This window comes from Psychrobacter cibarius (assembly GCA_030686115.1).
Lineage (GTDB): Bacteria > Pseudomonadota > Gammaproteobacteria > Pseudomonadales > Moraxellaceae > Psychrobacter > Psychrobacter cibarius_C.
The window spans coordinates 514,857-540,300 of the sequence record CP131612.1 but is presented as its reverse complement, the minus strand read 5'-3'; the positions used below and the strand labels follow the sequence as shown (position 1 = coordinate 540,300).

The window sequence follows — 25,444 nt, the reverse complement described above, 5'->3', positions numbered from 1 at the left end:
AATGACGCAACTTTTCATTTATTGCTATTTGGTTAAAGCGGTAGAAATGTCATTAATGATCAAATCACTCACTTCACTCAATAGCGGCCATATCAAGATATTTATTCAAAAATCAAAATGATAATTAAAAAATAAACGGTAATTAAAAATCAATTTTAAAAATTCACAAGGATACTTTATGTCCGCAACGGCTATCTCCAACTCTAATTTCATTACTCAGGTCACCAAACTTGCTGATTGCGTCGGTCAGACGCCATTGGTTAAATTGCAGCGCTTACCTGAGCAAGAGCAGCTGACCAATGGTGCTGCGTTACTGGCCAAGCTTGAAGGTAACAATCCAGCGGGTTCTGTTAAAGATCGTCCTGCTTTTAATATGATTTATCAGGCAGAACAGCGCGGTGACATCAAAGCGGGCGACATGCTGATTGAAGCTACGAGTGGCAATACGGGTATCGCTTTAGCCATGGTCGCCGCGATGCGTGGCTATCCGATAACGCTACTGATGCCAACCAATTCAACTCAAGAGCGCAAAGACGCCATGATTGCGTATGGTGCGACGTTAATCGAGGTGGATGAAGGCATGGAAGCCGCACGCGATTTGGCGCTGCAAATGCAAGCAGATGGCAAAGGCATCGTATTAGATCAGTTTAATAACCCTGATAACAGTCAAGCCCATTACCTGACCACAGGGCCTGAACTATGGGCGCAAACGGCAGGAAAAATCACTCATTTTATTAGCTCAATGGGCACCACTGGTACCATTACTGGTGTATCGCAATACCTCAAAGAACAAAATCCAGATATCAAAATCATCGGACTACAGCCTGATGAAGAAGCTTCGATTGCTGGTATTCGCCGCTGGCCTGCAGCTTACATGCCGGGTATCTTTAACGCAGATTTGGTTGATGAAATCATGGATGTGGATCAGCGTATCGCAGAAGTTTATATGCGCAAACTGGCCAAAACCGAAGGTATTTTCGCGGGCGTTTCATCAGGTGCTGCAGCATGGGCTGCCGTACAAGTCGCTAAAGAAAACCCTGATGCCGTCATCGCCTTTATTGTCTGTGATCGCGGCGATCGTTATTTGTCGACGGGTTTATACAATATTGATGACAACAATATTGACGCCAGCAATGTCGATAACAATATAGAAGTTAATTAACGCACAGACAACGCTGCTCAGTTTAGTTGATTCAATCAGGATTTCTTATGTCACAAGCTCTACCATCCGACCCTATATTGGTCTTTGATATCGAAACTGTCGCTGATACCGATGCGGCGCGCCGTATCTATCCGCAATTGGCAGAGTTGAATGATGCAGATGCATTGAGCGCACTCACAGCGCTTCGAATACAAGAAGCTGGGCATGATTTTATGCGCTTGCCACTGCAGCGTATCGTCTGTATCTCAGCGTTATATATCAAAGATGGCAAGTTGTCGTTATTCTCATTGACCGCTGATAAATTCAGTGAAAAAGACATCCTTGCCAAATTTTTTCGGGCATTTAGTGACCTCGAAAAACTGCCTCAGCTTATTAGTTGGAATGGCTCAGGTTTTGATATTCCTGTACTGATATATCGGGCTATGCAATACGATTTATCAGCGCCATGGTTATTTGAAGAAGGCGAGCGCATCAAAAACATGCGCTTTGATAATTATGTCAATCGCTTCCACACGCGTCACCTTGATTTGATGGACAGATTTAGCCAGTACGGTGCCAGCCGCCGCGAAGCCATGGATATTGTCGCAAGTTTATATGGTCTACCAGGTAAAACAGCTGTCGACGGTAGTATGGTTGGTGAGCTTGTCAGCACTAATGACTGGCAAACGCTGTCTATTTATTGCGAGTCTGACGTCATGAATACATGGCTAATCTATTTGCGCTGGTTGCGTTTAACTGGACAATTATCCTCACAAGCTTTTGACGCTTGGCAGCAGCAGAGCTATGACTATTTAGTAAAATATACCCAAGCGGATGGTCAAGCCCGCCATCAAGACTTCATCGCTGATTGGTCATCTGCGCCCACATCATAACAAATGAAGTTATATGAAGGCGCGTTATAAGACATCGCGTTTATCCTCATTTTTTTAGTTATTTATCATTTATTATTAAGGCAGGTTTATGCAACCCACCGATTCAAAAATGTCTACAACCTCTGATGTTACGCCACCAACGAGCGAGACCCAAACGATTACTATTCCGCCTAATAAGAAAAAATCTAAACCCTCATCAAAGACACGCCGCCGTCTAAAGGATGCAGAACCTCTGCCCTTCACCATTGATGGTTTGTCGCATGATGGTCGCGGCGTTGCCGTTTATGGTAATGGTTTTGGTATAGACGATGGCCATGTCGAAGACAAACATGGCAAAAAAATCTTTGTAAGCTTTGCATTGCCGGGTGAAAGTGCCTTGGTTAAAATAACCAATAGCCGTGCCAGCTTTGAAGAAGGCGAGGCTGTCAGTATTACTGCCAACCCAAATTCTGAACGTGCCGTACCGCCCTGCCCACATTTTGGCGTCTGCGGCGGCTGTAATTTGCAACACTGGCAGCCAGACGGTCAAATCAACTTTAAGCAATCTGTATTGGCTGAAATGCTGATACACCAAGCCAATGTCACGCCTGATAACTGGCTTGCTCCAGTGGTTGGTGATCGTCTTGGTTATCGTACCAAAGCACGATTGGGTGTGCGTTATGTCACCAAAAAAGAAACCGCGCTTGTCGGCTTTCGTGAGCGCTCAAGTAACTTTTTGGCAGAATTAAATGAGTGTCATATTTTAGATCCAAGAATTGGTTTTGAGATTGAAAACTTAAAAACACTGATTAGTACGCTAGAGAGCCGTAACAAGATTGCTCAGCTTGAGTTGGCCATGGGTGAGGAAATGCCTGAGCTGCCAGATGGCAATCAGCCCGTTGCCCTTATCGTACGCAACTTGGAGCCGTTATCAGACGCTGATATAGAAAAGCTAAAAGTGTTTTTTGCCGCACGCAACTGGCAGCTATATTTGCAGTCTAAAGGTGCGGACAGTATCCAGCGTATTGCATTGACTGCAGATGATGACATGAGCCAGCAATTTGGTCGTTTATATTACCAATTGCCAGAATACGATTTGACTTTCGAGTTTATCCCGACAGATTTTACCCAAGTGAACCTGTCCGTCAATCGTCAAATGACCAAGCTTGCTTGCGATTTGTTAGACTTAAAAGCAGGTGAACGCGTACTTGATTTATTCAGTGGTCTAGGCAACTTTAGCTTGCCACTTGCGCGCCTCGTTGGTGAGACAGGCTCGGTGGTTGGTGTTGAAGGTAGCGAAGCGATGACCGCACGTGCAGCCGATAACGCACGTCGTAATGGCATCAATAATACAGAATTTTATAGCCAAGATTTGACGCAAGACTGTACTGATAAACCTTGGGCGAATCAGGGCTTTGATGCGCTATTGATCGATCCACCGCGTTCTGGTGCTTGGGAAATCATGCAGTACTTGCCGAAATTTAACGCTGAGAGAATCGTTTATGTCTCTTGCAACCCTGCAACCCTCGCCCGTGATACAAAAGCATTGTTAGAGCAAGGCTATCGTCTGACTCATGCTGGCGTGATGGACATGTTCTGTCATACCGGTCATGTTGAGTCCATCGCTCGTTTTGAAAAAATAGCGGTGTAATTCAATTTACTGTTAAGTAATCGATTCAGAGCATTCAATAGCCATACTGCATGTCACTGAGCTTGATTCAAAATTTGAGTCAAGCGGTGGCAAAAAATGATGGTTATTTATCCTGATTAACCGCAGACATTACATAGCCTCGCTTGATTTGTCTCTTTAAAGTGAGATAATAGTAAACAATATTCCTAGGCTGGTTTTTTCAATCCTTGTGAACGTTTGCACTCATAGCTTTATATATTTTACGCGCATTTTATGACTGCTAAAAAACAGATTTTTTAGCAGTTATATTGGTTTATAGCTGATACTTTATGAATCGTAAGTTCAACGTGTGTGCATAGTAGATGAGGTTATAATCAATTCAAAATAGCTAAGAGGAGTCGGCTATGGTAAAAATTCGTGAAGGATTACCGCTGGTGGATGGACAGACCACCCAAGCCGATAGTGCAGCACTTGCCGCTCAACTGGTCGCGAGCCAACGCTCGCACCAGTCTGCCAATAGCTATGCCCAAATCCCCCTCGATATCAAATACCAGCTGTCCACTCATAAACTACACACCACTTTTGATCGCTCAGCACTACATGCTTTTCATAGTCATGATCCAAAGCTTGAAAACGAATATTCTGATAACCCGCTTTTAGATAAAGAGCTCGAAGCGATTGATTTAGATCAAGTCAATATTGATGTTCCCACTTGGTTAGACAATGTCGCCAAACGTATCGGACAAGATTCTGTACCTCACTTGAATGCTGCTTGTGAATTTATTCGCAGTCATATGAATACTAGCGAGTCTGAGCGTTCAGGCGCTTATGTCACTGGTATTGGCATGACAGACATATTGACCTATCTCTACCAAGACGAAGACGCTCTTGTGGCTGCAATGCTCTATCGTAGTGCGCGAAAATCAATCATAAGCCTCGCTGATATCGAGAAAAAATTCGGTGCAGACATATCGACCCTAGTCAAAGATACCTTGGCAATGGGTAAGCTGTCTGAGATTATTGAAAGCAATAAGCGTCTAGAAGATCACTTCGTAAACAATCAGCGCGACCAGCTATCTAATATTTATAGCATGCTAATTTCCGTCACCAATGATGTACGCGTCGTGCTTATCAAATTGTCTGAGCGTACTTTCGCCATGCGCGAATTGACCTTTTCTAATGAAGAGCGTCAGAATCGTGTGGCGCGTGAAGTCATGACTATTTATGCCCCACTGGCGCATCGCTTGGGCATTGCGCAACTTAAATGGGAGCTGGAAGACTTAGCCTTTCGCTACCTTGCGCCTGAACGCTATAAAGAGATTGCCAAACTGCTCTCCGAAAAACGCAGCGAACGCGAGTCCTATATTCAGCGTGTACAAGATAAGCTTAATGAAGCACTAGCAGAGGCTAATATCGAAGGTGAGGTCTCTGGACGAGTCAAGCATATCTACTCTATCTACCGAAAAATGAAGCTCAAAGGCTTATCGTTTGATCAGCTTTATGACATTCGCGCGCTGCGAGTATTGGTCACCAACCCATCAGACTGTTACCACGTGCTTGGATTGGTACATGGCTTGTGGCGATATATTCCTGAACAATTCGATGACTATATTACCAACCCCAAGTCCAATGGTTATCGCTCACTACATACGGCAGTCATTGCTGAAAACAAGTCACTGGAAGTGCAAATTCGTACTCATGAAATGCACTTCGAAGCTGAGCTTGGTATGTGTGCTCATGTTAACTATAAAGAAGGTCTAAAGAATAAAAAAGACAATTATCTTAATCAAAGAATCAGCTCGCTGCGCCAACTGTTATCTATCAATAATGAAACCCGTAACCAACCGCGCTCATCTTTACTAACTGGTGAAGAAATAGAGGGCATGGAGTTTGACGAAGAAGAGCAACTCGTTGACTTTGACGAGCTCGAACGCATCTATATCTTTAGCCGTGATGGTGACATTACTGAACTACCAAAAGGGGCGACCGTTCTTGATTTTGCTTATTATGTACATACACAAGTCGGTAATCGTGCCCAAGCTGCGCGAGTCAATCAGCGCTATGTACCATTAACCTATCAACTCAAAACGGGTGAACAAGTTGAAATTATCACCAAAGCATCACGTGAGCCCAACCGTGATTGGCTAGTTGCTTCACTTGGATACATTCATACCAACCGTGCACGTTCAAAACTGCGTCAATGGTTCAATAAGCAAGACCGTGATAAGAATATTGAAATTGGTCGTCAAATGCTCAGTAAAGAGCTTGAACGACTATCGGTACACCCCAATAGCATCGATTTAAACGACTATATTCAGCATTTCCATGTCAATACGACTGATGATATTATCGTGGGATTGGTCACAGGCGACATTGGTCTCAACCAACTCACCAGCCATATCTCTCGTCAGCTACACCTAGAACCTGAAAGACCGCCAGAAAATTTTGCGCCAAGTATAGATGCTAGAGAGGCAGGCAAAATCGATGCTTATAAAATTCGTATCGATGGGCTGGATAATATAGAAATCAATCTAGCAGGCTGTTGCCACCCTGTGCATGGCGAGCCAATTGCTGGTTACATTACCTTATCACGAGGTGTCAGTGTCCATAATCGTGGTTGCCCTGAATATTCACGCTTGATTGAACGCGATCCTGAGCGCGAAATAGAGGCTTCGTGGCGGGTACAAGCTGGTCGTTATCAACCCGTTGATATTCACGTAGAAGCCTATGATAGACGCGGACTGTTGCGTGACTTGACGCAAATTATTGATAAAGAAAATGTCAATATTCGTCAAGTTGAAACGCTTAGTAATGATGATAACATTGCCTTTTTAAAATTTCATATTGAAGTCTCAGGATTGGCACACCTATCTAAGCTTTTAGCGAAACTAGAGCAACAGCATGGTATCTTGCATGCTCGCCGCGCCGTCGCTTAGATATAAACTCACAAAATACGTCCACTGAATCATAAGGTTATTATAAAAACATCATGCCTGAACTGCCTGAAGTAGAAACAACCAAAACCAGCCTTGCACCGTTATTAGGGCAACGCATTATCGATATAAAAGTTTTTCAGCCAAAGCTGCGTTGGGCGATGCCAGATGATTTAGATAGCTTGATTGATTACACGCTAGATAGCGTTGAGCGCCGCGCAAAATATTTAATTCTTAACTTTTTACCTTTATTACCCAATGATGATAGCGCTGCGGCTCAAACTGCTACGTTAGTACCGCGTCAACTTTTGGTTCATTTAGGCATGTCGGGCAGCCTGCAACAGCAGAGCTACGGTACTGAAAAGCGCAAGCATGATCATCTCATCATTGTTTTTAAGGGCGTTAATAATACAAAAGTCCAGCTACATTACTATGACCCAAGACGTTTTGGGTCAGTGTTATGGCACAAGGATTATAGTGCTAAGCTATTAGATCATTTAGGTCCTGAACCATTATCAGATGAATTTAATGCAGACTACCTGTATCAATTGATTCAACGGTCAAACTTGCTTGATCACAGTGCTGATACCGTAGCAATTGGCAACGCCAAATCAAAAAAGCAGCCCATTGCTCGCGCTATAAAATCAGTCATCATGGAACAACAGGTCGTCGTGGGTGTCGGTAATATCTATGCGACTGAAAGCCTATATTTATCAGCTATTCATCCAGCCACCCCCGCTCACCAACTGTCCTATGCTCAGATGATTATTTTGGTCGATCATATTAGAGTTATTCTACAAAAGGCGATAGCGCTTGGTGGTTCGACACTGCGAGACTTCACCGTAGCAGATGGCCAAACCGGTTACTTCCAGCAAACATTAAATGTCTATGGTAGACAAGGGGAAACTTGTCCGCATTGTGACGCTGTGCTTGAGAATATCAAAATTAATGGTCGCGCCAGTGTATTCTGTCCCAACTGTCAGCCAATCCTTTAAATATTATCTGAAACTATCACTATCTGTTTCGCCTTAAATACCAGAATAACTTAGGTATCAAGTCGTAGAATGTGGCAGCACAATACTCTTGACTAAGTGTCTTATTATTTTGCACTAAGATTATTATATCGCGCGCCATTTTTGTTGCTTATTGACACACATCTTGCTTTAATAGTATGAGCACTTACATAAATAGTGCATAATGTTTATACATCTGTAATATATTTAGCTTACTTATCGTTGCGCATTATTTATATAGGGAAATTGTCTCTGTGTGGAAATAGCAGCAGCTAATAATCATACCAATTATGAATTTTAGGACATCGTTATGACTGTTAAAGCCAAAAACCAACGCACAGTTAAGCAAAAAGCCTTTACTATAGCCGCAAGCTTAAGTTTAATGGCTGCTACTATGCAGCCTGCCTTGGCAGCCATAGAAATTGATGAGACAGACTTTGGGCCTTCTTATGAGACAATGGTGGTTGATACTGTAGTAGGTAAACCTTTACAACTGGTCAGTGCCGTTGCTGGTACTGCCGCCTACCTAGTTAGTCTACCCTTCTCGCTTATCGGTGGTAATGCGGATCAGGCGCAGCAGAAACTCTTTGTTGAACCTTGGGATGCGATGGGACGTTGCTTAGGTTGTACTGTGGCTGAAGACAACTATTACAAATCACAAGTGATTAATGATAATGTTGTCCGTATTGTCGTTGACCAACCATCTGAGATTTTGATTAATACCAACGATTATGTCGTAGTTACGCCATAGTCTTTATATTAACAGCTGGTTAAATGATATAACTGCGCTAAAGACAATGCATTTATAAATTATCCATCAAAAAGGCTAACGTCGTGTTAGCCTTTTTTGTATTTTTAATCAAATCATCATATTTTATTTTGAAACATTGGTATTACTTAACTTAGCACTAATTTCACGAAGCAATTGCACCTCTTCTGAAGGTTGTTTTACCAGCTCTTGCACTTCTTCTTTACGACGCATTTTGTTAACCATTCTAACCATCATAAAAATAATAAATGCTAAAATTAAGAAATTAATCAGTACGGTAATGAAACTGCCGTAGGCTAATACAGGAACGCCAGCTGCTTTGAGAGCATCATAGGTCATGGCAACACCTTCAGGCGCATCACCCAACACTAAGAACATGTTTTTGAAATTGATTTCGCCACCTGCTATGAAGGCCACTATTGGCATAATAATGTCTTCAACTAAGGACGTTGTGATAGTAGCAAATGCTCCACCGATAATGACACCGACCGCTAAGTCCATCACATTACCTTTTAGAGCGAATTCTTTAAACTCAGAAACCATACTCATTATTTTCTCCTCAAAATACCAATCTATAATCGAATAAGTATCTCAACAGTCGACCCAATCTTGAGCCTTAAGAGTAATAGTGAGAAACACTACTACTGTCAGTTATTCTGTCTATATTATATGGAAATTACAACAAAAAAAGCAGCATAAAATGAACCATATTTAGTTCACTCTATACTGCTAATTTTTTAGTTATCTTGATGCCCATTATTAAATGACAACAGCATCAAATGCTTCTACAAAATATCAATCCAATAAATTACTCAGTAATTCATGGCTCAATATTAAGCACCTTTTTTACCACGGCCGTGACGCTTACGCTCACTTTCAGTCAAATAGCGTTTACGTAGACGAATCGCCTTAGGTGTTACTTCAACCAATTCATCATCTTGAATGAATTCAAGCGCTTGCTCAAGTGTGAACTTGACTGCTGGAGTCAACGTCAATGCTTCATCAGTACCACTCGCACGAACGTTGGTTAACTGCTTAGCAGTCGTTGGGTTAACAGCCATATCATCGTTACGTGAGTTAAGACCAACGATCATACCTTCGTAAACTTCAAGCTGTGGCTCAGCAAACAATTTACCACGTTTTTGCAGGTTAAATAGCGCGAAACCTAAGCAAACACCTTTTGCCATAGAAACCAAGACACCATTCGAGCGACCACCAACATCACCGATCTTTTGTGGACCGTAATGTGAGAAGCTTGACGTCATGATACCAGTTCCTGAGGTCAACGTTAAGAACTCAGAACGGAAACCGATCAAACCACGGGCAGGCATCGTCGCTTCGATACGCATACGACCTTTACCATCAAGCTCCATATTGGTCATCTCGCCTTTACGCAAGCCAACCTGCTCCATGATAGAACCTTGATGCTCATCTTCGATATCAAAGACAACGTTTTCATACGGCTCTTGTAATTTACCATCAACTTCTTTAACGATAACTTCTGGGCCTGAAACACCCATTTCAAAACCTTCACGGCGCATGTTTTCGATCAATACAGATAGATGAAGTTCACCGCGACCTGATACTTTGAATTTATCAGGAGATTCTGTATCTTCTACACGTAATGCTACGTTATGAATCAATTCACGCTCAAGACGCTCACGGATATTACGCGAGGTCACAAACTTACCATCACGACCAGCAAAAGGTGAGTTATTTACTTGGAAGTTCATAGAAACGGTAGGTTCATCAACCGTTAATGCTGGTAACGCTTCGACAGCACTAGGATCACAAATCGTATCTGAGATATTAAGCGAATCAATACCAGTAATACAAACGATATCACCAGCTTGTGCATCTTCAACATCAATACGATCAAGACCATGATAACCCATAATTTTCAAAATACGGCCATTACGGGTATTGCCGTTTTTGTCGATTACAGTCACTTGAGTATTGGTTTTAACTTTACCACGCTGAATACGACCAATGCCGATGACGCCAACAAAACTGTTGTAATCAAGGCTTGAGATTTGCATACGGAACGGTGCGTCAGCATCAACTTGAGGAGGCTGAACCACATCAACAATTGTTTTGAAAAGCGGTGTCATGTCATCAGCCAAATCGTCAGCTTCCAAACCTGCAATACCATTCAACGCTGAGGCATAAACAACTGGGAAATCAAGCTGTTCATCAGTTGCACCCAAGTTATCAAAAAGATCAAAGATTTGATCCATTACCCAGTCAGGGCGTGAGCCAGGACGGTCAATTTTATTGATGACAACGATAGGTTTTAGACCTTGCTCGAACGCTTTTTGCGTCACAAAACGGGTCTGTGGCATTGGGCCATCCACCGCATCAACGACTAGAAGCACGCAGTCAACCATAGACATTACACGCTCAACTTCACCACCAAAGTCGGCGTGACCTGGGGTGTCAACAATGTTGATACGATATTCAGTATCATCAGTCTTATCTGTCCAGCGGATGGCTGTATTTTTAGCCAAAATGGTAATACCACGTTCTTGCTCAATATCGCCTGAATCCATTGCACGTTCAGCAATGTTTGCACGGTCGCCAAAAGTACCAGACTGATGTAATAACTTATCAACCAAAGTTGTTTTACCGTGGTCAACGTGGGCAATAATTGCAATGTTACGCAGGTGTTTGATATCGTTCGCCATATAAAATGCTCGTTTCGTCTTAAAAAAATGCAGTAGCAATAAGCGCCGCTGGATAAACTTTTATCATCAACCAGATAGATATTGAGTACTTACTTTTGGAAGACTGCATAATAGATGCGGTTAATCAAATAATTTCAATATAATCAAGTATCTACACTGATAAATTCATCATACAGATAGCTATGCTAATGTACATTCTGTCAATTTACAGAATGTTTGGGCAGCTAGTATAACATTATTGCTTCACAAATTTATGTAATAACTTGCTTTTCTCAATCCATAAATAAAAAAAAGCCACCCATTAGGTGACTTTTTTTGTAACTATATATTTAGTAAAACAATTGATCCAATACTATTTACTGAACAACCATATCTTTAGTTTGTTCAACAGTCATTGTTTTGTCACCAGTGATGATGGCATAAACACGACGGTTCATAGCACGACCTTCTTCAGTATCGTTTGGAGCGATTGGTTGGTCATAACCATAGCCAACTGTTGATATACGGTTTGGAGCAATACCGAATTCGTTAGTCAACATAGATTTAACAGCAACGGCACGGGCTTCAGATAAACGTTGGTTATAACGTGCTGAAGGACCAGTTTTAGAAGCATGACCTTCGATACGTGCTGTAGAGTTAGGATACTCGCGCATCTTCTCTGCTACTTTAGCGATTTCAGGTTGATACTGAGATTTGATCGTTGATTTATCGTTATCAAAGAATACACGTAGTTCCATTTTCAGCTCATCAGTAATATCTACTGGTACTGGGCAACCGCGCTCATCTACTACGACATTCATAGGAGTACCTGGGCATGCATCGATGCTATCAGGTACGCCATCGCCATCAGAATCAAGATCAGATTCAACTACGACTACTGGAGTAGTATCGATAACTGGCTCTTGCATTGGTGGTACTGCTACTGTAGGTGCTAAATGGCCACCAAGTACAACTTCTAGACCGGCCAAAGCCATGCCTTCCCACCAGTTGTTATCAAAGTTATGAATCGCACGAGCTTCACCACGTAGGCTTAAAGCGTCGTTGATACGATACATAGCACCTAGACCTAGGTTACCAATAGTATCTTTAGACTCTGCAACTTCAGTACCAGCATTAACTGTACCTACAGAAGAACCTTCAGCAGCTGTATAAGTTTCTTGGTTTTCTACTTTGATCTTAGATTGACCAGCACCAACCAATACATATGGCTTGAATGCGCTATCAGTATAACCAGTAAATTCTTCAGTACCGATTAAGAAGTTACCAGAAAGCATGGTTTGTTCTACGTCAAAACGGTTAACGCCAGCATCAGCAGAATCTTCAGAAGCTTCGCCGTTTGCACTTGACACGCCGTACTCTACTTGGAACTGAGTAGAAGGAGTTAGTTCAATACCTAGTGCAGCACCAGTGTATAAGCTGCTTTCTTTAGCTACGCCGCCATTATTAGGATGACCATTCCCTACTGCAGAATTAAACTTGCCGCCTGGCTCACCGATGTTATTACCATCAGCATTTACGTACAAGTTTTTACCAGTTGTAAGGATTTCGCGTTGCTCGTCATGAGCTTCGCCAGTGTAATGATAACCTAGTAACAATGGGCTAATAGTTACGCCAGCATTAGCTGCTAAAGGTGCAGCTGCTACAGCAACCAGAGCTAGAGCAATTTTATTCAATTTCATGGACTTCCTCCAAAGGATAATTTGAGTGATGCATTAAGCAAAACCGCTTCTCAAGATGCTCTAAAATAGACATCTTTTACGAATTTTAAGTGACAAAGCAAAACCAATTAAGGAGTAGCTTAGCGATTATCAATTCAGTTTACAACTTTTTTCGTTAACGAGCTACACATTATTACACGATAATGTCGTAACTAAAACACAATAACCAGCTTAAGTTACCTAGAACTAACACACCTTACGCTTTTTATCTTTTGTATGTCAGTTCACAATAGATAGTAAACCTAACAGTATCTATTGTCTGGGCGTATTTTAGTACAGTTAGTATTTTTTCTCTATTATTAAAACCAGTCATTCACTAATTGAAACATTTTTTGACAGTAGACATATATTCTGTTTATATTATAGCACTCAACATTATTTCATACATCATAAATTTGATCATTACTCCAAAATTTCGTGCGCATATTGGCTCGATTTTACGCAATGATTGAATTAAATAACATCTAAAGAAGCGAGATTGTTTTATTGAACTAAACTACTTATTATAGGTAACAAGCCTCATGGCATTGCTGCATAAAACATTATCAAGTTATAAAAAGCTCTCAGCATTTATGTTATGGGTTTTTACTTCAAATAAGCACAGGCTAGCTCAAAGCCGATTAATTCTTTATGTGTATCACAGATATATAGTATATCTCTATAAAAGAGCACCTAATACAAACACTAGAACAGACGCAAGTACTGTTAATAGACATAACAAGGGTTTTACGCTGGTTGAACTTATCGTCACTGTATGTGTATTAGTAATTATAGTGATGATCGTAGCCCCAGTTATACGAACGCAATTAGCACGTATGGAAGCCAAACGGATTCAAAGTCAGTTAGAGAATTCTCTTGCCTTAGCCAAGGCTGAGAGTTACATCAGAAGACAGAATGTGATTGTTTGCTTGTCTGATACTGGAGGGCGCTGCCATAGAGACAGCGATAAGACACTTTTGTTATTCATAGATAAAAATGACAATAATCACTTTGATGCTCAGGTAGATTCATTAGTCGTTCAGCAGTCTTTAAATCCTAAATACAGTAAGCTAAGTTTACGAGTTGGAAGTCGACGCCACTACACCAAATTTTGGGGTGATAGTGGCAAACCACGAGGACATTTTGGCCATATAAAATACTGTCCCATCGTTGCTTATAATGAAGCAATGTATCTAATATCATTTAACCAAGGAGGTATTATTAAACAAAAACTTAATGAGGATCATCCCACTGAATGTGACGAATAAGAAATTACTAATGGCATAAGTTACCACTCACATAAAGTACCAATGATATTTTTTGATAGCTCTATAGCTCTATATACATTGCTTCTTTCATCATAATAAATGCCTGCTCGAGTCCTACAAGTACAGCGTCTGCAATTAATGCATGACCAATATTCAACTTATAAATACCCTCAATTTGTGAGATAGCACTCACATTCTCACGTGTCAGACCATGACCTGCGTTAATTAAGAGGTTATTATCACTGCGTCAAACAGTAGCAACAGCTTGCTTAATTCGTTTCAGCTCAGCATTTTGCATGTCCATATCGGCTACCAAGCTTGCCTCAGCATAAGCGCCTGTATATAACTCAATACCATCTGCTCCCGCCTTCTCGCATCAAAGAGCTTCGGCTAAAGGGCTTGGATAACTAACCCCACGCGCTTGACGTAAAGTTGCTATGTGATCAATGTTTACACTTAATAAAAGTTTTTGGAAGGGGTTGTTAGATGAAGTTAATGAAGCAGTGGTCATAAGAATTTTTTTTGATAACGAAAACCAATTGACTGAACAACGGTACAAGAATATGAAACTTTAGACAGTCTCAGTAGCAATCCGAGTGGTTACAGCACTTTGAGAGTAGCACTATTATTTATTGGTAACGCTGTTGCTGCTGCCATAATAGACGGCTTTGCAATGGTTGATAATCCAGTAAATGGTCAATAAGCTGTCGATGGATTTTTGACCAATTATTTAAGGTTTTGTCAGTAATACCTAACTGCGTCATCGCAATGATATCAGTACCTTTGAAAAAATATTGCTCAATAGTATTGTCTAAATGCTCAGTCTGTATATCATTCTGCAAGACAGGCACTAAACCAACATCAGGTAGAAAACGATAAGAATCGTCAGGCTGAATGATGTTTTCAATACTATCCTGCGTCAATATTAAGCTAAAACCCAACTCATTGAATAAATGCTGCTCAAATTGGCGCAAGCATAACCGTAATTCGTTGGCGCTCAAAGGTCGCCTAAGCTGAGACAGACTGTCCTGGTAATGTAGCCATAATACTGGCATTGGATCTTCAGTCGACAACAACCGCCATAGTATTTCGTTTAAATACAACGCCGCATATTGATGTTGACCTGTGATATTTTCGTAGGGCAGTGCTTCTAAAACAGTGGCAATGCCATCATCTTTTGCTATGCCTGTTTGAGTTGTGTGTTGCGATGCAATATTGATCTGACTAAACGTTTTTAAATCGCGTTTACCAGTGGCAAAGAGCTGCAATGGCATGAACAATGGCGCGCCTTTTTTCCCAATACCATGGATCACACCATGTTGCTGAGAAAACAGATAATATAAGGCACGCTTTTCTTGATAAGGACGCTGATGCAATAAATAACCGATTAACGCTTCATTGCGCATTTTTTATCACCTCAGCATCGAGCATATAGAAAAGTGATTAAAGCGCTATTCTTTAATCAATATCCTAAGCTAGTCAATGCACGTTCGTCATCAGACCAGCCACGTTTCACTTTCACCCACAGTGTCAGCATAATCTTTTTATCAAACAGCTGCTCCATATCTTTACGAGCATCCATACCAACTTGCTTAATACGCTGACCTTTATCACCAATCACAATGGCCTTTTGACCACTACGTTCAACATAAATAGTCGCATCGATGAAAGTACAAGCCTTACGTGGACGCCCTGTCTTTGGATCAGTGTGCGCAGGCTCATCTTTGAACCCATCAATCTGTACAGTTAAGTCATATGGCACTTCGTCACCAGCGCTACGCATGATTTTTTCGCGGATAATTTCACTGGCCAAAAATCGTTCTGAGCGGTCAGTAATTTGCTCGGTATCATAGATAGGAGCAGCAATAGGAAGATGCGAAGCAATCACTTCTTGTAGACGATCTAGGTTTTGGTTTTTTAAGGCAGATACTGGTACGATATCGGCAAAATCAAAACTGTCATTAAACGTCTCAATCAGCGGCAACACGCTGCCTTTATCTTTTAAGGTATCAGATTTATTAATAACCAATACCACATTTAAATTGGTGTCGCCAAGCTTTTGTAGAACTAACAAATCATCATCACGCCATTGATCTGAATCAACAACGAATAATACCAAATCAACATCTACTAATGCAGATACCGCAGCTTTATTCATACGCTCATTAATAGCACGTACTTCATTGCGATGAATACCCGGCGTGTCAACGAATACTGCCTGCATCTCGTGATTTGACAAAATACCGTGGATACGGTGACGAGTCGTTTGCGGCTTACGTGATGTAATAGACAGCTTTTGACCCAATAAGTGATTCATCAGAGTCGATTTACCAACGTTTGGACGTCCAACGATCGCGACATAACCCGCTTTAAAATCATCAGCAATACCTGCATGACTACTAGGGGCAAAGAATTCTTCAATTGCCATATCGTTGTCTACAGTAGTATCTTCTGCTTGATTGATGCCATCGTTAGTAGTATCAATATTATCTTGGTTTTGATTCAACTCTGTGTTTTCGGTCATATTTTTAGCATTATCTTCATCATTGGATGGCAAGTCAGTGCGATTGCTCATAGGTTAATCCTATAGAATTTATACCCAGTCAAATGGTGCTTAATGATGTATTGGCTGTATCAGCACTAAAAAAGCAAAACCATCATCGGCTGGGAAATATTTAAGGTTTTGAAATGTGTGACGTTTACGCTAATTCAAATAAACGATTTTTAAAACGTCACTTAACATATACTGTCAAAAAAGTGGTATGTGCGATCCATAGGTTAATCCTAGTTAGGATCGCTTTTTAGCTGAACTCGGCAGTTTATGCAATTGGTTAATCATTAGTTCTGCTGCTTTTTGTTCAGCGATACGGCGGCTCTCACCAGATTCAGTAATATCAACACAGTTATTGATATTAACATGGCAACGTACAACAAAAATTTGATGCGGCGCGTTACCACGTGTTTCCATTAGCTCATAATGTGGCAGATCAAACTGCTTAGATTGTAGCCACTCTTGCAATCGACTCTTGGCATCTTTTAAGGCTTTTTGGTCATTAACGTTGTCAATCAAATCACCATACCATGAGAGTACACAATCGCGAGTAATATCCAAATCTTGGCTGTCTAAATAAATAGCACCAATCAAAGACTCCACGGCATCAGCCAATATAGAAGCACGATTGCGCCCACCACCTTTACGCTCACCTATCCCTAATATCAGATGATTAGAGAGCTCTAAGTTTTGCGCAATAATAACCAATGATTCTTGACGTACCAAGGTGGCACGCATACGAGTCAAGCGACCCTCATTTTGGCTAGGATAGCGATGATATAAAGCCTCACCCACAATCATTCCTAACAGAGCGTCTCCTAAAAACTCTAAACGCTCATAATTTTTTTTGCTATCAAATGAGCGGTGTGTCAACGCAAGTTTGGGGAGACTCAAGTCCTTAAACACATAGCCTAACTTGCGTGTTAATACGGCTAATTGCTGAATAAATTCTGAGCTAACAATCAGCGTGTCGACAGACGTGCTATTTTGTTGAGGAGTAGGAATCGCTTGGGAATGCTGCAAAGTTGGTTTCATGCGTGGCTTGTGGTTATCCCTTCTGTTTTACTGATTTGGTTAGTAATAGTATGGATTAATGAATATTATAAAGACATTCAGGTATTAAAAAGTTTAAGAGTGATCTAACACTCTTTTTAGTTACTCTGCTGTTGTCATATCGATATCACCTTCGAAGCGATTGACGATATCAACATTACCAAAGAAATTGTTAGTGACTGCATATTCTTTACGGATAGCCAATTGTCCCGTCTTTTTATCAATAAAAGTAAATACATCTTCCGCCTGAGTATCATAATCAGCATTAATAGATAGCTGTCTATTAACACGCTCGACAAACTGCTTGGCCGTCTCATTATTATTATTTGCTTCCTTAAGCTGTGCGCTTAAGGTCTTGGTCAATTGATAATCACCAATCTGAGCAGGTATGATAGCAACCATCAATTTGGCAGCAACTCCTAACACAAGAATAATTAAAACGATACTCGTTACGCTAGCACCACGCTGTGTGGCGATTCCAGATAATTGCTGCACTATGATATCCCTCTACTGGTAAACAACTATTTTTAGGAGCTACCGAAATACTAGGTAGCCATTTATTAGATAGCAACAATATTAGCATAAAACTATTATCGATAAATCAACCAATAGAGCGTCTCATAATCTTAATGACATAATCTTAATCAATAGTACCATTGCGTTCAAAGGTTGGTAAATTAAGTCCTGGTGGCTTATGCATCCAGATATAAACCGCTTTACCCGCTAAATTCTCATCAGGAACAAATCCCCAAAACCGACCATCAGCACTACGATCGCGGTTATCGCCCATCACAAAATACTGACCTTCTGGAACGCTAATACGCCATTTGGTGCCTGCTGAGCTAACCACCTCTGGCGATTGCTGCTGTAAAAATGGTGCATATTGGGAACTATTCATACCATTCAAGTAACGAACAAGGTGCTTGTTTTCGCCTTGTGTTTCCTGAAAGTATTGCGCCTCACCCTCTTCTTGCTCACCCATCGCTGCCGCACTGTCTTCGGTCAGTACTTGCCCTGGACCAATTTGTCCTGGTAAATAAAGCTGTGAGGTCAACTCAGGGTTCGCCGCAAAATCGACAGGCTTAGTGTCAACTGGGACATCATTGATAGAAAGTGTCCCTTGATCATAACTAACAGTATCACCAGGCAAACCAATGACACGCTTGATATAATAAATACTTGGGTTTTCAGGATAGCGGAATACCGCCACATCACCATGCTCAGGCGCGCCAGTATCCAGAACTTTGTTATACGTCAGCGGTAGGCGCACCCCGTAGGCATACTTATTAACCGCAATAAAATCGCCCGTATATAATGTCGGCACCATAGAAGATGAGGGAATATTAAAAGGCTCAATCAAAAACGAGCGTACTATTAACACCACTGCCAATACGGGGAAAAAATCGTAAGCCCAGCGTACCAAGAGACTTTCTTGACCACGCCCGCGAGTTTTACGCTGTTTCAGGGTCAGCTTATCTAATAGCCAAATAATACCCAAACCAATGGTTAACGGTACTAAAATTAAATTAAAATCAAAATCCATACTCAATTGCCTATTAACGAGCGACTTATCTGGCTATCTATACTATCAACTGCGCCACTAATTACACCAACAAAACTATCGTTGACCAGTCAATTAGTAATGACTTACTCAACCTGCAATACCGCTAAGAAGGCTTCTTGTGGAATCTCCACATTACCGACTTGCTTCATACGTTTCTTACCCGCTTTTTGCTTAGACAATAGCTTTTTCTTACGCGACACATCACCGCCATAACACTTAGCTAAGACGTCTTTACGCATGGCTTTCACTGTACTACGCCCAATAATTTGGCTACCAATCGCCGCCTGAATTGCCACATCAAACATCTGACGCGGAATCAGCTCTTTCATCTTAGTTACCAACGCATTTCCACGATAGCGTGATTGGGTTTCATGAACAATCATGGCCAGCGCATCGACTTTTTCGCCATTGATTAATACATCTACTTTAACCAATTTATCGACTTGATAACGCTCAAAATTATAGTCAAGTGAGGCAAAACCGCGCGAAACTGATTTTAGACGGTCAAAGAAGTCCATGACGACCTCACCCATTGGAATATCAAAGATCAGCTGTACTTGACGACCCATAAAACGCATATCTACCTGTACGCCGCGGCGCTCGATACAAAGCGTCATGACATTACCTAAGTAATCTTGCGGTACTAAAATCTGACAGCGGGCAATGGGCTCACGGAACTCTTCAATATTATTCGGCTCAGGGAGTCTTGATGGATTATCAACATACATGATATCGCCATTTTTCTTGACGATCTCGTAGATAACGGATGGCGCAGTAGTAATCAAATCCAAGTCATATTCACGCTCTAAACGCTCTTGGATAATCTCCATGTGCAGCATGCCAAGGAAACCACAACGGAAACCAAAACCTAGCGCATCGGAGGTATCAGGCTCGAAGAACAATGAGGCATCGTTGATTTGCAGCTTTTGCAGCGCTTCACGGAATTTTTCAAAATCTGTAGATTCAACAGGGAACATACCGGCATAGACTTGCGGAGTAATCTGTTTAAACCCTGGAATACGCTCAACGTCTGGCGTTTTAGAATGAGTAATCGTATCACCCACTGGCGCGCCAGCGATATCTTTGATACCAGCAATAATAAAACCGACTTCACCCGCCTCCAAGATACCCGTATCGACAGGCTTAGGCGTAAAGACACCAATCGAGCCGACTAAATGCGATTCTTTGGTTGATTTGATATAAAGCTTATCACCTTTTCGGATAGTACCTTCACGTACCCGAACCAATGACACCACACCCAAATAGTTATCAAACCAAGAGTCAATAATCAATGCTTGTAGTGGCGCCTCACGATCACCAGTCGGTGCAGGGATAAATTCAACCAAGGCTTCTAGCAGTTTATCGACACCCAAGCCCGACTTAGCAGAAACTCGTGGCGCATCAACTGCGTCAATCCCAATGATGTCTTCAATCTCTTGAATAACGCGTTCTGGCTCGACTTGTGGCAAATCAATTTTATTTAATACCGCCATGACTTCTAGACCCTGATCAACGGCAGTATAGCAGTTGGCCACGGACTGAGCTTCCACCCCTTGCGCGGCATCAACGACCAATAGCGCCCCTTCACAAGCGGCTAGTGAACGCGACACCTCATATGAGAAGTCAACGTGTCCTGGAGTATCGATAAAGTTGAGCTGATAGCGCTCACCATTAGGATGATCGTAGAATAAGGTTACCGACTGCGCTTTAATGGTGATACCGCGCTCACGCTCAATATCCATGGAGTCAAGTACTTGCGCCTGCATCTCGCGATCTTGCAAGGCACCGCACATTTGAATAAAACGATCAGCAAGCGTCGACTTGCCATGATCAATGTGGGCAATGATTGAAAAGTTACGAATATTTGCTAATGCAGTCACAAAGCGCCTACTAAATTAAGGGTGATAGAATAATAAAATTAAGAAATAAATGCTGTCAGGCGCAACCGCTAAAATAGCTGTCCATCGTTGAAGAGAAAATAATTAGAATCAGCTTATTTGCCAATATTATCATCTCCAATCAACCGCTCAGGACGTCAACTCTTACGCGCAGGCATGAAAGAGTATTCTAGCAGTTTTCTACCATAAAGTAAGGCGATTTTATTAGCAGAGGGATGATTTACAAGTGAAGTTACGAGCGGATAACTGTACAGATAGAAAGCGAGCGGCTTGATAGCACCTTATTCACTTCGACAAGACTCATGCTAACTGGATATGAACAATCAATAATCTACTGAGGGGTATTGGTTTTGGACAGATCCCTCTCTATGGGTTCACATCCTGCGCTATGCAGATATTTATGCATCCATGGTGACTTACCGTAAAAAGCCCCGTTGATTTGAGTTTGCTCTATCAAGTATTCACGGAATCTAAGATAAAACTCATTATCTGGGCGGTTAGGTCGTTGCCAAAACTCATTAAGTGGTTTTTGATCTATCAGTTTCGGCGTATCATAAATCGCGCGACCCATGATCTTGGTAGGTTTTTTGTGATATACCGATTGCAACCCTGTCGTGCTATTGATGGTCACCATCCCAATACTGTGTTTCATCAAGGTTGGCAGGTGCATGTCGCAACCATAGAATACACGATCCGCCACTTGATATCGTCTAGCCAAGCTAGATACCAGTTCGCGATAATCTCGATGACCACGATCTAACGGATGATGCTTGAATACTAGTAATTGCTGCTTATCAGCATACTCTGCAAAGCTGGCAATAGACTCATCAATAAACTGCACCACATCACGATAGTCACTATGATGGGTAATCTGCGAGTCATTATGCACTTGTAAACTAATCAAAAAATAATTATTACTTTGTTCTTTGGTCAGCTTATTTTGCAATCGCTTATCAGGTAAATACCCTCGCAATTTACGCCATGGTGCTTTGAGCCAAGCGATTGCTTCTTGCCACGCCGTCATACCGCGATAGTGCGAATAGTGCGGATAGCGACTTTTGTATATCCAAACGATAATATAGTAGACAATCGCAGCGATACTCAAACGATAAAAACGATTGTGAGTATACAGTGGTTTATCATTGGCTTTTTTGAGCGCTTTAATATCTGCCGTATTTAAGCGCGAATAGCCATTAATGCCATATTCTTGCAATGTAATGTAATCGGGACGCAAGTAGCCTTCTTCAAATACAAAAAAAGAGGTGCCCAACTGCTCACTGATATAAGCAGCTTGGGTGTGATGCGGGCGACAATCACCAAAACAGACAATCGCATCAATGCTATTTTCTTCAATGAAAGCCTGCAACCAAGAAGAGAACTGCGCTAACGTATCGGTATATTCATAGGTATTATCATGATGATAAAAAAATGTATCACCTGCATTAAAGTTAATCTTACTAACCTTAATATTTTGAGTTTGCAGAAATGTCGAAAAACGGTTGAAGAATCCGCCCATCTTTCCTTGTAACAGCAAGACGTGTCGATGAGTAAGCAAGTGAGACATCGAAGCTGCCATAGTATTGAATTACCATTAATGAGAAGATGAAGGATAAAAGCGAGAGTATTTATTACACAACTTGAATATTAAGCTGTGTAAATACACACTAATCATCACTGATTATACCGAAAAAGCCCCTACTTGTCGCAATGGATTTGCGTCACAAGTTTAGCATAAACTAACGAGATAGTTTACGCAGGCGCTGCTGCCATTGATGACGCTGCTGCATAAAACGCGTCGTCGATTGGCGTTTAAAATTTTCAGATAGCATGGATAAAACTGAAGTCGCATGGTTAATCGAGCTATTTATAGGGCTAGATATTTGCGCTTGAGATTCTGTATTATGAATATCTTTAAGCAAAGGAGCGCTTTTAGGAGGGTATAAATAGTCAATCACTTGCTCTACTTGTGCAAGCCCATAGCCATTAGGCAAACGATATAAAGGATAGCGAACAAGCGCACAATATAATAATTGCTCAAGCGTTAATGCAGTGTCGCGTTTTCGTCTCTCTAAATAGCCAGCTTTCGGTGATAACTGGGCATCAATATCTGCCGTTAACCCCCAACCAGCATAAAATGGTAAGCCGTAGCAAGTAACGTCTAAACCACGCAGCAACGCCTCAAAGCCAGTCAATGAGCTAATCGTATGTACTTCATCAACACATTCTAAGCAATCAGGCATCGCGGTATCATAGGCGACGGCACTAACCTGTTGTAAAAACTCTGCGCTAACCTTACCAGCCCTTAGTCCTGCTTCAACATCAGGATGCGGCTTATAAATAAGATAAGCCTCAGGATTGTCTTGGCATACACGCTCAATCAAGCCGCTGTTGGTTTTGATGATCGAGCCGCAGTACTGCACCGATAAATCATCTTCGACTTGACCGATGATGAGAATACGCGATTTACCGGACGCCTTGGCATGCTGCATCCAAGAGCTATGTTGGCTATCAGCGTTGTTAGCATCATCAGCACGGTTGCCAACATTATATTTACTCACCCGCTGATTTAGCAGTTTATCTTGTAATGTCTTTATTCGCGAGCTTTGAGATAGCGTCAATGACTCACACTCACGCAGTAGCGTTTCTAAATCTGAATGCTGGGTCGCATCATAATAAATGCCTTGCTTATCTATGACGACCGACAACGGTGCTAACAACGTCGCGCCCAAACCATTTGAGCGGATAAATCCATCTTCCATACAGTATATAGACGGTATGGACAAATGCGGCTGTTTCTCAAGCTTACGCTGTAATTTATTTTTTACTTGTTGCCGCTTAGCCAAACCCCATACTAATAGAGGCTGCTGATAGTCAACACGAAAATGATCAGGATGCAGTAGATTCTTGAGACGTGGCTTGGGTTTGATAAATAATGTCGTACGCGGTAGATTCGTAAAGGCTTTTACAAATGGTAATTTCCAGCGACTAAATTCATATATCGTGAGATCCCCTTCAAGGCGCGCTTGCCAATATCGATTAGTCACTAGCCACTCTATCGCTGTATCAATATCACAGGCTTGCTTGGTGGCCGGATCTACATAACGACTATAATCTATATAGGCGCTATAAAATAACGTTTCTAACGTCGCAGATGTTTTTTTAGCAAATGATGTAGGAAACAACGCAGGATTTGAATGTCCCTGAGCCTCTAGCTGTTTGCTGACAAGTTTTCGACGACGTTTTTCGACCGCTTTAAGCAGCTTTTTGGGTGCGCCGCTGTCATCAGTTAGACCCCAGCCACTATACCAGTTGACCCCGAAGCAATGTACTGTTTTACCTAACATCAACGCTTCAAAGCCCATATGGGAGCTGACCGTATAAACATGGTCAACTTGCTCTAATAGCTGGATAGGATTGAGTGCTTGCGTTAATAGCCGAACCTGCTTAGGTAGTTTTAAACGGGTCAGGTATCCTGATTTTGACGCAGGATGTGCCTTTATCCAAATATGGGTATGAGGATGATTACGACACGCAGATTTTAACATCTTCTTAAATTGACGTTTATCCGCGCCCGCACCGGTGATAGAAGCATCACCAACCACTTGGTCAATCAATAAAACATGCGATTTCAAGGGATCTGCTGTTGTATTAGCGCCGTCTTCACTTATCAATTCATCCAAAGATGGACAATCGATCACTGTGTTATATTTACTGAGCTGTTCATTACAAATACGTGCCATCAATTGCCGCGCGTGCGCGTCATCTATTTCATAATTATTGGGCGTAGTAGCATTTTTAGTACGCTCAATAATCAACCGCTCAAGGCGTGAGTCATGCGTCGTATCAAAATAAATACCAAGGTCATCGACGACGACACTCAGGCCATGACGGCTACCAATACCAGAATCTAATGAGCGCAAAAAGCCATCTTCGACACTCAATGTCTCAAGCTTTTGCCGCTTAGCCACGTTATTAGCTCGTTGATAACTTTTTTTACGACCCCAACCGATAAAGGCATCGGGTTGCTGAAAAGAGAGAGAGAAACTGGACAAATGAGTTATCTGATTTTTTACAACATTAGGTAATGGCAATGCAGACAGTAAAAGCGTTTTACCTGCATTAATACGTTGCGGTAGACCTGACCACGGATACCAGCGCTGAATATCTGCTTGCAATACCTGAGACAAAAGTAAATTGTTTTGACGCATACCCTTACCAATGACCGCCAAATGCTGTGGCAATTGGTATTGGTATGATGGCAAAAGCAGGGCATTATCAGAGCGAGAGGTCACTGCCACATTGACATCATCTGCCGCACTTTTTGCCATTTTTAACACCCTTATTCATTACTTTTGCATCTATCTATGCAGA

At 41.7% G+C, this 25,444-nt stretch carries 18 protein-coding genes and 1 pseudogene; 7 read left to right on the top strand and 12 right to left on the bottom strand.

Annotated features, from left to right (window positions below; all coding sequences use genetic code 11):
- The first annotated feature begins 178 nt into the window (after positions 1-178).
- The 6 genes from cysM to Q6344_02245 all read left to right on the top strand — a co-directional run bounded on the left by cysM (position 179) and on the right by Q6344_02245 (position 8,340).
- Entirely contained in the window at positions 179-1,162 is a 984-nt protein-coding gene (gene cysM / locus Q6344_02270) for a cysteine synthase CysM (GenBank protein WLG14200.1), read from the top strand.
- Positions 1,163-1,209: 47 nt separating this feature from the next.
- Positions 1,210-2,034: a 3'-5' exonuclease gene (locus Q6344_02265; protein ID WLG14199.1), complete on the top strand. Its 825-nt coding sequence runs from the start codon at positions 1,210-1,212 to the stop codon at positions 2,032-2,034.
- An 88-nt stretch (positions 2,035-2,122) separates the two neighbouring features.
- Positions 2,123-3,664, top strand: a complete 1,542-nt coding sequence (gene rlmD / locus Q6344_02260) for a 23S rRNA (uracil(1939)-C(5))-methyltransferase RlmD (protein ID WLG14198.1) — start codon at positions 2,123-2,125, stop codon at positions 3,662-3,664.
- Between the two features lie 383 nt (positions 3,665-4,047).
- Positions 4,048-6,579, top strand: a complete 2,532-nt coding sequence (locus Q6344_02255; protein ID WLG14197.1) for a bifunctional (p)ppGpp synthetase/guanosine-3',5'-bis(diphosphate) 3'-pyrophosphohydrolase — start codon at positions 4,048-4,050, stop codon at positions 6,577-6,579.
- A 53-nt stretch (positions 6,580-6,632) separates the two neighbouring features.
- Positions 6,633-7,571 (top strand): bifunctional DNA-formamidopyrimidine glycosylase/DNA-(apurinic or apyrimidinic site) lyase, encoded by a 939-nt coding sequence (mutM, locus tag Q6344_02250; GenBank protein WLG14196.1) that lies wholly within the window; start codon positions 6,633-6,635, stop codon positions 7,569-7,571.
- A gap of 328 nt (positions 7,572-7,899) precedes the next feature.
- Positions 7,900-8,340 carry a hypothetical protein gene (locus Q6344_02245; GenBank protein WLG14195.1) on the top strand — a complete coding sequence of 147 codons (441 nt, stop codon included), beginning with the start codon at positions 7,900-7,902 and terminating at the stop codon, positions 8,338-8,340.
- Positions 8,341-8,463: 123 nt separating this feature from the next.
- Here Q6344_02245 and mscL read toward each other — a convergent pair whose 3' ends face one another.
- The 3 genes from mscL to Q6344_02230 form a co-directional block, all read right to left on the bottom strand.
- A complete protein-coding gene (mscL, locus tag Q6344_02240) occupies positions 8,464-8,907 on the bottom strand; it encodes a large conductance mechanosensitive channel protein MscL (GenBank protein ID WLG14194.1) in 444 nt (147 codons plus the stop codon).
- A 284-nt stretch (positions 8,908-9,191) separates the two neighbouring features.
- Positions 9,192-11,042 carry a translational GTPase TypA gene (typA, locus tag Q6344_02235; protein WLG14193.1) on the bottom strand — a complete coding sequence of 617 codons (1,851 nt, stop codon included), beginning with the start codon at positions 11,040-11,042 and terminating at the stop codon, positions 9,192-9,194.
- A 356-nt stretch (positions 11,043-11,398) separates the two neighbouring features.
- A complete protein-coding gene (locus tag Q6344_02230; protein WLG14192.1) occupies positions 11,399-12,721 on the bottom strand; it encodes an OmpA family protein in 1,323 nt (440 codons plus the stop codon).
- Between the two features lie 560 nt (positions 12,722-13,281).
- Between Q6344_02230 and Q6344_02225 the strand changes: the two genes are divergently transcribed.
- Complete coding sequence (locus Q6344_02225; protein ID WLG14191.1) at positions 13,282-14,007, top strand: GspH/FimT family pseudopilin; 726 nt, start codon at positions 13,282-13,284, stop codon at positions 14,005-14,007.
- A gap of 61 nt (positions 14,008-14,068) precedes the next feature.
- On the opposite strand, the pseudogene Q6344_02220 reads toward Q6344_02225, so the two are convergent.
- From Q6344_02220 to Q6344_02180, 9 genes and pseudogenes are all read right to left on the bottom strand, one after another.
- Positions 14,069-14,518: pseudogene (locus tag Q6344_02220) on the bottom strand (pyridoxine 5'-phosphate synthase).
- A gap of 118 nt (positions 14,519-14,636) precedes the next feature.
- Positions 14,637-15,413, bottom strand: a complete 777-nt coding sequence (locus Q6344_02215; GenBank protein WLG14190.1) for a DNA repair protein RecO C-terminal domain-containing protein — start codon at positions 15,411-15,413, stop codon at positions 14,637-14,639.
- A gap of 56 nt (positions 15,414-15,469) precedes the next feature.
- On the bottom strand, positions 15,470-16,435 hold the full coding sequence (gene era, locus Q6344_02210) for a GTPase Era (protein WLG15117.1): 966 nt from the start codon (positions 16,433-16,435) through the stop codon (positions 15,470-15,472).
- A 360-nt stretch (positions 16,436-16,795) separates the two neighbouring features.
- A complete protein-coding gene (gene rnc, locus Q6344_02205) occupies positions 16,796-17,593 on the bottom strand; it encodes a ribonuclease III (protein WLG14189.1) in 798 nt (265 codons plus the stop codon).
- Positions 17,594-17,713: 120 nt separating this feature from the next.
- On the bottom strand, positions 17,714-18,106 hold the full coding sequence (locus Q6344_02200; protein WLG14188.1) for a DUF4845 domain-containing protein: 393 nt from the start codon (positions 18,104-18,106) through the stop codon (positions 17,714-17,716).
- A 145-nt stretch (positions 18,107-18,251) separates the two neighbouring features.
- Positions 18,252-19,154 (bottom strand): signal peptidase I, encoded by a 903-nt coding sequence (gene lepB / locus Q6344_02195; protein ID WLG14187.1) that lies wholly within the window; start codon positions 19,152-19,154, stop codon positions 18,252-18,254.
- 104 nt (positions 19,155-19,258) lie between these two features.
- The gene (gene lepA, locus Q6344_02190) at positions 19,259-21,055 is read right to left on the bottom strand and encodes a translation elongation factor 4 (protein WLG14186.1); all 1,797 of its coding nucleotides are present in this window, start codon (positions 21,053-21,055) and stop codon (positions 19,259-19,261) included.
- Positions 21,056-21,404: 349 nt separating this feature from the next.
- On the bottom strand, positions 21,405-22,637 hold the full coding sequence (locus Q6344_02185; protein WLG14185.1) for a capsular biosynthesis protein: 1,233 nt from the start codon (positions 22,635-22,637) through the stop codon (positions 21,405-21,407).
- A 172-nt stretch (positions 22,638-22,809) separates the two neighbouring features.
- Positions 22,810-25,401, bottom strand: a complete 2,592-nt coding sequence (locus Q6344_02180) for a capsular polysaccharide biosynthesis protein (GenBank protein ID WLG14184.1) — start codon at positions 25,399-25,401, stop codon at positions 22,810-22,812.
- Positions 25,402-25,444: the final 43 nt, after the last annotated feature.

What these genes read in the sequence shown, in the direction of transcription:
- cysM (WLG14200.1), top strand. Translation starts at nt 179, where the DNA reads ATGTCCGCAACGGCTATCTCCAACTCTAATTTCATTACTCAGGTCACC.
- Q6344_02265 (WLG14199.1), top strand. Translation starts at nt 1,210, where the DNA reads ATGTCACAAGCTCTACCATCCGACCCTATATTGGTCTTTGATATCGAA.
- rlmD (WLG14198.1), top strand. Translation starts at nt 2,123, where the DNA reads ATGCAACCCACCGATTCAAAAATGTCTACAACCTCTGATGTTACGCCA.
- Q6344_02255 (WLG14197.1), top strand. Translation starts at nt 4,048, where the DNA reads ATGGTAAAAATTCGTGAAGGATTACCGCTGGTGGATGGACAGACCACC.
- mutM (WLG14196.1), top strand. Translation starts at nt 6,633, where the DNA reads ATGCCTGAACTGCCTGAAGTAGAAACAACCAAAACCAGCCTTGCACCG.
- Q6344_02245 (WLG14195.1), top strand. Translation starts at nt 7,900, where the DNA reads ATGACTGTTAAAGCCAAAAACCAACGCACAGTTAAGCAAAAAGCCTTT.
- mscL (WLG14194.1), bottom strand. Translation starts at nt 8,907, where the DNA reads ATGAGTATGGTTTCTGAGTTTAAAGAATTCGCTCTAAAAGGTAATGTG.
- typA (WLG14193.1), bottom strand. Translation starts at nt 11,042, where the DNA reads ATGGCGAACGATATCAAACACCTGCGTAACATTGCAATTATTGCCCAC.
- Q6344_02230 (WLG14192.1), bottom strand. Translation starts at nt 12,721, where the DNA reads ATGAAATTGAATAAAATTGCTCTAGCTCTGGTTGCTGTAGCAGCTGCA.
- Q6344_02225 (WLG14191.1), top strand. Translation starts at nt 13,282, where the DNA reads ATGGCATTGCTGCATAAAACATTATCAAGTTATAAAAAGCTCTCAGCA.
- Q6344_02215 (WLG14190.1), bottom strand. Translation starts at nt 15,413, where the DNA reads ATGCGCAATGAAGCGTTAATCGGTTATTTATTGCATCAGCGTCCTTAT.
- era (WLG15117.1), bottom strand. Translation starts at nt 16,435, where the DNA reads ATGGCAATTGAAGAATTCTTTGCCCCTAGTAGTCATGCAGGTATTGCT.
- rnc (WLG14189.1), bottom strand. Translation starts at nt 17,593, where the DNA reads ATGAAACCAACTTTGCAGCATTCCCAAGCGATTCCTACTCCTCAACAA.
- lepB (WLG14187.1), bottom strand. Translation starts at nt 19,154, where the DNA reads ATGGATTTTGATTTTAATTTAATTTTAGTACCGTTAACCATTGGTTTG.
- Q6344_02185 (WLG14185.1), bottom strand. Translation starts at nt 22,637, where the DNA reads ATGTCTCACTTGCTTACTCATCGACACGTCTTGCTGTTACAAGGAAAG.
- Q6344_02180 (WLG14184.1), bottom strand. Translation starts at nt 25,401, where the DNA reads ATGGCAAAAAGTGCGGCAGATGATGTCAATGTGGCAGTGACCTCTCGC.